We start from the raw sequence: 9,383 nt of genomic DNA, 5'->3' as shown, positions 1-9,383 counted from the left end.
GATCCCCCTAAATCCCCCTTAGAAAGGGGGACTTAATTACTCTAAATCCTCTGGGAGATCCCCCTAAATCCCCCTTAGAAAGGGGGACTTAATTACTCTAAATCCTCTGGGAGATCCCCCTAAATCCCCCTTAGAAAGGGGGACTTAATTACTCTAAATCCTCTGGGAGATCCCCCTAAATCCCCCTTAGAAAGGGGGACTTAATTACTCTAAATCCTCTGGGAGATCCCCCTAAATCCCCCTTAGAAAGGGGGACTTAATTACTCTAAATCCTCTGGGAGATCCCCCTAAATCCCCCTTAGAAAGGGGGACTTAATTACTCTAAATCCTCTGGGAGATCCCCCTAAATCCCCCTTAGAAAGGGGGACTTAATTACTCTAAATCCTCTGGGAGATCCCCCTAAATCCCCCTTAGAAAGGGGGACTTAATTACTCTTTTCCCCCCTTTTGAAGGGGGGCTAGGGGGGATTATTGGGGGACTTTAATCTCTAGATTTGAATAACGATGATTAGCGATCGCTTAATAGTTTACCACAAATTTTATAGAGATTTTCAGCAAATAAAGTCGGATTCCATAAGGGCGCTAAATTCGTTGATTCTTTAGCTTTAATTAACTGAGTTTGAACGGTTCTTCTGAAGGCGATATCTTCTCCAAACCGCACTCCCCAGTTAATATATTCTTCCCAAGACTCTGCAACTCCTGCTTCTACACCGACGCCTCGTAGAAAAGAATAGCCCATTCTTGATAAAAATTGTTCGCCTTTTCGAGTCACAACCGGAACCTCAAACCACAACGCTTCTAAGGTGTGAGTCCCGCCATTATAAGGATAGGAATCTAACAATACATCCGCTAAACCATAAACTTGGCGATGTTCTTCTTCGGTGGGAAATCTAGGAATAAACTTGACTCGATGTTGACTAATTCCAACGGCTTGACAAGCTTCCCCCTAAGCGCCTTGAAAAACACCTATATCTCCGGCTGCTTTATGGATTAAAATACTATTAGGAACTTGTTTGAGAATAGCAACTTGAGCCTGTACTAATTCTCGGTTAAACTTGCGTCCCGGTGCAACACAGAGATAAACAACCTGATCTAAATCAATGCGGTAAGCTTTGCGAAGATTCTCCCGATTTACCGCCATTCTCTCAAATCCTGAAACGGCGACAAAACTATCAGGCATTCTGACTAATTGTTCAGTATAATACTGTTCACGTCCTTCTGGGTGACTGTGCCAATCACATAAAAAGTAATTTTTTTCAGAAAGATAAGGCGCATCAAACCCTAACCAAGATAGACATACGGGAGCAGGTTGAGCATAAAGAATATCGGTATGAATGGGCATACTAATTGCATCTAAATCGATTAAGATATCAATCTCATCTTGTCGAATTTCTTGGCTAATTTCTCGAGCATCGGGTAAACCGTTGGGATAATGTTTGGGTTCGTAAAGTTTGCGAGAAATTTGTTGAAATAGAGCGGTGCGATCATCAACTTTTGGTCTATCTGTAAAATAAAGATAAATCTCTGGGGTAATTTGGGATAACGCCCGAATAATATCTAAACTACACCAGCCCACCGCATGACGATTAAAATGACTGGAAATAATCCCTATTTTTAACTGCTGTTGAGATGAAGGCTGAGAATAGTCTAGGAAATAAAAACTGCGGTTCGGTTGCAGAATTTGCTCGATATAGCGTTGAGAAATTTTTTGAATGAATCGAGAATTTTCGGCTAAATTATCCCGCAAATAGGGTAAACTAAATAATAAGTTCGCATACAGTGAACGAATTTCTATATCTGTGGTGTGGTTGAGATGCTGATCGAGTTGAGATTCTAACACCAAAAATTGGTCTTTAGCAATTTGATTCAACCCCGAGACTTGATGGGTACTAATCGAATAAATCGCCGTCATAATTGGATCGGTATCACTGCACTGTTGACGATAGCGATTAACTGCTTGACGTGCTGCTGCCAAATCGGAAGAATCCCGAAAAATGCCGCATAAATGTTGATGAGCCGGAACTAAATTCGGTTTCACTTCCAGCGCTTTTTCAAACTGGGAAATTGCGGGCTTGTGTTCGCCTCTATAGCGTAAAATCATGCCAATCTGACAGTAAGCTTCGGCGAGATTGGGATCAAGTTTGATCGCTTGCTCCCATGAGTTCATCGCTTCATCTAGCTTTCCTTGAGAAGCCTGTTTATTCCCTTGATTAAAGAAGAAATTAGCACCTGCAAGTTGAGGTTGATATTCAACAGCTTTTTGTTCACAAATTTGGGCTTCCGGTTCGTTTCCCTGTCTTCGTAACGCCAGCGCCAAATTCCAATATACGGCTGCAAAATTGGGCTTCAGCGATAATGCTTGACGATAACAAGTAATCGCTTCATCTAGCAAGCCTTGCTTATAAAACATACTGCCTAAATTGGCATGAGCTTGTGCTAAATTGGGGTCAAGTTCTAAGGCCTGAGTATAAGAACGAATCGCCGCATCAATCAAACCTTGAGCTTGTCGAACATTCCCTAACGTCACATAAGCCGCCGCGAAACTCGGTTGTAAGACAATCGCCTGTTCACAATTGGCGATCGCTGAGGTAAAATTTCCCTGAGCATAGCTGATTTCAGCCTGTAGAGTCAAAGCTTCAGCAGAATTAGCGTTAAAGTCAGCCGACGATAAACCGAAATCGGGACGCATTAGAACTGTCTTCAGTAAAGGGTCAAGCTAAAAGTTTATCCCCTATTTTAGAAGTTTTCGAGATGTTGTTGAAGATTTTATCGCAAATCTATAGGCAAATGTCTCATCTTCTGCTATCTTGAGGCGAGAGCAGTAACTTAGTAGACGATTTATGGTACAACACGGTACTATCTGTAAGATCAGATAATAGATCTATGCAACGAGCCTATCATACCAAGTTAAAACTGAACAACAAACAGAAGACTTTAATGGCGACCCACGCCGGATATTCTAGATGGGTTTGGAATTGGGCTTTAAATCTCTGGAATGAAGCTTACAAACAGGGTTTAAAACCTTCTGCGAATAAGCTTAAAAAGTTCTACACCAATCACGTCAAACCTCAATATTCCTGGCAGTCAACGCTAAGTTCTAGAGTTTATCAATTTGCCTTCATGCACTTGGGAGAAGCATTTAGCCGATTTTTTCAAGGCATTGCTGAACATCCTAAGTTCAAGAAAAAAGGCAGAAATGATAGCTTTACTATTGACAATTGTGGCAAAGTAATGAGGTTTTCAGGGAGGAGATTGAAGCTTCCTTTTATTGGATGGGTTAACACTTACGAAGCCCTTCCTGAAATTCAAACCAAACGAGTCACAATAAGCAGGAGCGCTGATTCTTGGTATTTGTCTGTCGCTTACGAGTTTGAGCCAGAACACACCATAAAATCAAGAGTTTATCTGGGTGTTGATGTTGGGGTTAAAGTCTTAGCTACCTGTTCAGATGGTACTGTTTTTGCCAATCCAGCAGCTCACAAAAAAGCTCAAAAAAATCTAGCTCGACTTCAGCGTGAACTTTCTAGAAAACAGAAGGGTTCAAATAACAGGAATAAAGCTAGACTTAAACTGGCAAAAGCACATCAAAGAGTGGCTAACATCCGAAAAGATGCAATTCATAAACTTACCTCATGGCTATGCAAAAACCACGCATTCATTGGGTTAGAAGACTTGAATGTTTCTGGGATGTTAAAAAATCATAAGTTAGCAGGTGCTATTGCTGATTCTGCTTTTTATGAAATTCGCCGCCAAGTTGAGTATAAGTCCGAGTGGTACGGCTCAGTTGTAGTTTTTGCTGATAGATTTTACCCGTCAACTAAAACCTGTTCAATCTGTGGTCACGTTCAAGAAATGCCGCTTAAAGAACGGGTTTTCAACTGTCAGGCTTGCGGTGAAGTCAAAGATCGTGACTATAATGCTAGCCTAAATTTATTACATTATGCCGAGGGCTTCTCGGCTGATTTGCCTGTCTGACCGGGTGCTGCCGACAGTCCGGGGTGATGCAGGAAATAAACGTTAACACGGTTTATACCGCGTTATATCAGTTTTATAAAGCAGTTTCACCGATTGTAAGCCGTGCCAGCCCTACATCCGGTTGGACGAACTCAACGCTAAATACTCTACCTATTGAACCCGAAAGTTTTGCTATGAACTTGATCCAACCCAATGGTCAAAAACTGCTGAAATCTAACCTGATTCGCGCTATCTTGTTATTAACCCTAACCTTTGCCGTGCCTCTGGGTCGCCTGGGTGTGGCGCAAGCCGTAAATAACTATGAAAAACGCTTATTTGATGCAGCTTTAGCCTTCACGCTGTATTTTGAAGGAGGGTTTAGTGATCACCCTGCCGATGTGGGGGGTCGCACCTACCGAGGAATTCTCCAAACCGAGTATAATGCTTATCGAGCGAGACGGGGTTTACCGCCGCTTGATGTTACGCAAATGTCGGATACTGAACTATTAGAAATTTATCAGGGATATTGGGATGCTTCCCAATCTGCTAAAATGCACCCGGCTTTAGCAATTGTGATGTTTGATACGGCGGTGAATTTTGGAATTCAAAACTCGATTACGTTTTTACAACAAGCGTTAGGTTTACCGCAAACGGGTGTATTTGATGGGTTGACAATCGAAGCACTCAGTCGTGGAAATAACAAATATACGGCGCTACAAATGGTGAATGAACGCATTCTGTATCGTTACAAGCGGGTGCAACAAAATCCCAGTCAAATGGCATTTTTTCACGGCTGGTTGAGTCGAGATTATAGCCTGTGGGGTTACGTTGAAAAAATTCAAAATTAAGTTACGGGTAGGGGCGATTCATTAATAGCCCCTACGGGATACTGTTCACTGTAAAAGTTGGGCGAGATTAGCACAAAATTGATCAAATGCAAATCGTTCGATAGTTTTTTCTCGCAATAAATGGGGTTGATAAAGGTTTGAATTGGGATAGGAACCTTGTAAAATTTTAATAAGATTTTCGGCGATCGCATTAACATCTTCGGGATCAACTAAACAACCTAAATCCCCACCCCATAACGGATCAACAGCACCATCTTGATTCCCGGCTAATACAGGTTTCCCACAGGCTAAGGCTTCGAGATAGACAATACCAAATCCTTCGATTTGACTGGGAAGGGCGAAGACATCACACAAATGATAATAATCATTGAGTTGTTCATCCGGTACAAATCCGGTTAAAGTAACACAATCCGTTAAACTCAGTTGAGTGATCAAAGATTCAATCTCAGGGCGTGCATCTCCTTTCCCGACTAAGAAATAATGAACATTAGGAATTTGGCGGCGAACCTGCACTAAGGCTTGTAAAACTTGATAATATCCTTTATAGGGTGCGGCTGTGAGTCCTAACCGAGAAACCGTTAAAATAACAGGCTGATCCGCCGTTAAGCCGTAGCGTTTCAAGAGGTTCGGCGGTTTAGGGGCGATATCAAAGCGAGTCGCCTGGAAAGTATTGGCTAAAACCTTAACCTGAGTTGGCCGGAGAGACTGTTCTGTTAGTAAGCGATCGCGGGTATAATGACTAACAGTAATCACTAAATTCGCCTGACGTAAGGCTTTTTGATACAGAGGGTGTTGTAGATTCCAAACTTCGTCACCATGAGCGACAATCCAGTAAGGAATCCCTATCAGACGGTATAACCAATAGCAAGGAATACTGTAATTGATATGGGTTGTGATCAATAAACTAGGTCGTTGCCAAATTCCCACCCAAATCATTTGAACTGCCATTAACAGCGTTTGTAGGAGGCGAGGAAACTGACCAAAACAGTGAAAATGGGTTTGAGGAAGAAATAGAGAAGATTGGGGTGTTGGTTGATCATATTTGAGACATACATCGTAGCGGGCATCAGGATAGAGTTGTTGCAAGCCTTGCAGCAAGAAAGCAGAATAGACTTGTATTCCGCCTTTAAATCCAAAAATATTGGGAAAAATCAGCAAGAAGTGTGCTTGATTGAGAAAATCCATTTAAACTTAAGATTAACATCATAATTTTTAGTACAAACCCGATCCAATTATAAAGACTCTATCAATATTCAATATAGTACCGAATCTCAAAAATTTCAAAATCCAATTGAGGCAGTTTCCCCAAAACCCATGTTATTGAATACCCTTTCAGTTTATTCACCCCGTTTTGATGAGATCGTTGATCCGGTATCATTCAGCGTTACCCCCAGTCAGTCGGTTCAAGAAGCGGTGATTTTGATGAGTCAGGTAACAAACCCCAACCACTCAGGCGATCGCCGGACTCGCTCTCAGTATACAGTGGTTGTAGAAGCCGATCACTGTGTTGGGATTTTGGGAGAACATCAGATCGTAGAAGCGATCGCCACCGGAAAAAATCTAGCTGATCTGAGGGTGGCTGAGGTGATGATCACACCAAGCCAGAGTTTAAACGAAGATGATCAGTATGATATCTCTACAATATTATCACTTTTTCAAAATCATCAAATTGATCTACTCCCCGTCTTAAATGCTCAAGGAAAAATTCGGGGTATGATTACAGCCAACCGGATTTTACAAGTTCTAAAACCGATTAATACTTCAAACACAACCCCAGTCGTCAAACAATCAGTTGAACATCCGAAAACCCTGGATAATTCCCCGTTATCAAAACGCCCAGACAAGCATCTAGAAAATGAGGAGTTAAAACATCAACTCATTCAATATATTACTCAACTTCACACCGCACAGCAACGCATCCAACAAGAAACAAATCAACGTCAACTGATCCAACGCATTGATCAAAAACTGCGATCTTCTCAACAAGAAATTCGAGCCTTTCTCGCCGCCTTAACCGATCTGGTTTTAATTGTTCATTTCACAAATGGCTCAATAGAAGTCAAAGATACACCGCCTAGCCAATTTTGTCCGATCAATCCTGAGATTATTAAAGAAACAATTCGACAATTTTCTCGCTCGACTCAGATTGAATATTTTACCGATCCCATTCAACAAGCTCTACGCACTCAACAAGTCGTCAGCTTTGAATATCGTTTGAATACTGATCAAGGCATTTTTTGGTTTAGTGCAAAGATTTCCCCCTTATCTGAGGATACTGTTGTTTGGGTGGCTCAAGATATTACCCCACACAAACAAACAGAACAAGCTTTACAAAAACTCACCGCAGCCCTGGAACATCGGGTGATTGAACGCACCGCCGAACTTCAGAAAGTTAATACTAATCTTAGACAAGTTTTGCGGGAACGGGAACTCACAGAACAACAACTGCGTGATAGTGAACAAAAGTTTCGTCAGTTAGCTGAAAGTATACGAGAAGTCTTCTTAATTTGGTCGGTTGATACCTTTGAACTTCTCTATATTAGTCCCGCCTTTGAACAGATTTGGGGAATGTCTCCCGCGAGTTTGTATGAAAATCCCCGCTTGTGGTTCGAGATGATTCATCCCCAGGATCAACAGAGAATACAAGACAACTTTTTAGAGAGTTTTAAAGAGGGTAATTTTAATCAGGAATATCGGATTATTCGCTCTGATGGAGAAGTGCGCTGGATTTGGACACGCAGTTTTCCCGTGCGTAACGAGTTAGGGGTGGTTTATCGTATTGTCAGCTTGGCGGAAGACATCACCGAACGCAGACGGGTTGAGGAGGCGTTAGCTGAGAGTGAGGGACGCTTGGCGACGTTGGCGGATATCTCTCCGGTGGGGATTTTTCGCACTGATATTGCAGGTCATTATCTCTATGTGAACGAACGCACTAGCGAAATTATCGGACAAGGGTTTCGTGAATTTATTGGACAGTATTGGACGACAATGGTACATCCGAGTAATCTTCAATATGTTGAGCAAAGTTGGTTGATGACTCGAAATCACTATCAACCTCTAGAGTTAGAATATAAACTCCATCGTGCCGATGGGATTATCACTTGGGTATTTGCACAGGTGATTCCGGAATTTGATGATTGGGGTGTTGTGAAAGGTTTTGTAGGAACGCTGACGGATATTAGTGAACGTAAGCAAGTCGAGATGGAACTGCAACAGCTTAATCAACAATTAGAAACGATTGTTGAACAGCGTACCGCACAACTGCAAGAAACCAATGAAAAACTACGCCATGAAATTAACCAACGTCAACAGGTGCAGAATCAAATTGCAGCGAAAGCTTACCAACAAGCAATTATTGCCGATCTCGGACAAAAGGCGCTTTCGGGTATCGATTATGATCAGCTAATTGAACAGACTGTAATTCGAGTCGCTCGTTGTCTCAATGTTGAGTCAGCTCAGGTGTTAGATGTTCCCATTCAAAATCCTGATTTACTGAAGTTATTAACGGCAACTCTGCAACAAAATCATCAACAGGATGACTCACTCGCGTCAGCATCTAAGCAGGCGAAAGAGCAGGAAATAGATTTAATTGAACAGCAGATTGCTTTTCCCTCTATTGATAGCCATTCCAATCTTTATGGGATTAGTATTGCGATTGAAAGTTGCAGTTCTTGCTTTGGAATTTTGAGTGCTTATACCTCGAAACAGAGAGTTTTTAGTCGAGATGATGTTTATTTTCTTCAGAGTGTCGCGCATATTTTAGCAACGGCGATTGAACGGAACCAAACGGAGAGTCAGCTTAAGACTTCTCTCAAGGAAAAAGAAGTTTTACTCAAAGAAATTCACCATCGGGTGAAAAATAATTTGTTGGTTGTTTCTAATATTCTGGAGTTTCAAACGGATTATACTGACAATCTAGAAGTGATTAAAATTCTCCAAGACAGTCAGAAACGGATTGAATCAATGGCGTTAATTCACGAAAAGCTTTATCAATCAACCGGATTAGATCAAATTGATTTTGGAGATTATATTCAAGATCTCGTTAGTCAGCTTATGGAATCCTATGATCCCAATCGAGATTTGATTGAGTTAGAACTTGATGTTGAATCAATTGGTCTGAATTTGGAAACAGCTCATCCCTGTGGTTTAATTTTGAATGAGTTGGTTTCTAATGCTTTTAAACACGCTTTTCCTCACAATCGTTCCGGTAAAATTTGGGTAAAGTTGCATCAAAATTCGGATAACGTTGTTGCTTTAACGGTTCGTGATAATGGGATTGGTTTTCCTCAAAATATCGATTTTCGTCAGGTTGATTCTTTAGGGATGGAATTGGTTTGTACCTTAATTGATCAACTTGATGGTCATATTGAACTGATTCGAGACAATGGTACGACGTTTTATTTGACATTTAAAGAATTGCAGTATCGTCAGCGATATTAATGAATCAAAAAACAGTTGGGTTGAACTTGTGATGGGTTAGCCTAGCGTAATATGAAATCGAAAAAATAATGCTACAGATGATTAATCCCCCGTGACCCCCAAAATTGGGGCAGGGCTGTTTCATTTTCCCAGTGAATTCGTT

General features: G+C 41.4%; 5 protein-coding genes and 1 pseudogene. 3 read left to right on the top strand and 3 right to left on the bottom strand.

Translation table 11 applies throughout. The annotated features are described in order from the left end of the window. Positions 1-507: 507 nt before the first annotated feature. Positions 508-927, bottom strand: a pseudogene (locus tag WN50_RS36005) (O-linked N-acetylglucosamine transferase family protein); the annotation flags it as partial. 18 nt (positions 928-945) lie between these two features. Further along, positions 946-2,688 (bottom strand): O-linked N-acetylglucosamine transferase, SPINDLY family protein, encoded by a 1,743-nt coding sequence (locus WN50_RS10315; protein ID WP_235440902.1) that lies wholly within the window; start codon positions 2,686-2,688, stop codon positions 946-948. Positions 2,689-2,882: 194 nt separating this feature from the next. On the opposite strand from WN50_RS10315, the gene WN50_RS10310 reads away from it, so the two are divergent. Together WN50_RS10310 and WN50_RS10305 are read left to right on the top strand one after the other, a co-directional pair. Next, positions 2,883-3,974, top strand: a complete 1,092-nt coding sequence (locus WN50_RS10310; protein WP_046282337.1) for an RNA-guided endonuclease InsQ/TnpB family protein — start codon at positions 2,883-2,885, stop codon at positions 3,972-3,974. A 26-nt stretch (positions 3,975-4,000) separates the two neighbouring features. Beyond that, positions 4,001-4,801: a glycoside hydrolase family 108 protein gene (locus WN50_RS10305; protein WP_235440901.1), complete on the top strand. Its 801-nt coding sequence runs from the start codon at positions 4,001-4,003 to the stop codon at positions 4,799-4,801. 45 nt (positions 4,802-4,846) lie between these two features. Here the strand turns inward: WN50_RS10305 and WN50_RS10300 are convergent, their stop codons facing one another. Then, the gene (locus tag WN50_RS10300; RefSeq protein WP_046279461.1) at positions 4,847-5,986 is read right to left on the bottom strand and encodes a glycosyltransferase; all 1,140 of its coding nucleotides are present in this window, start codon (positions 5,984-5,986) and stop codon (positions 4,847-4,849) included. Between the two features lie 129 nt (positions 5,987-6,115). On the opposite strand from WN50_RS10300, the gene WN50_RS10295 reads away from it, so the two are divergent. Next, on the top strand, positions 6,116-9,241 hold the full coding sequence (locus WN50_RS10295) for a PAS domain-containing protein (protein WP_046279460.1): 3,126 nt from the start codon (positions 6,116-6,118) through the stop codon (positions 9,239-9,241). Positions 9,242-9,383: the final 142 nt, after the last annotated feature.

This window comes from Limnoraphis robusta CS-951, from assembly GCF_000972705.2.
Note: the sequence above shows the minus strand (reverse complement) of the source record. Positions and strands in the feature narration are given on the sequence as shown.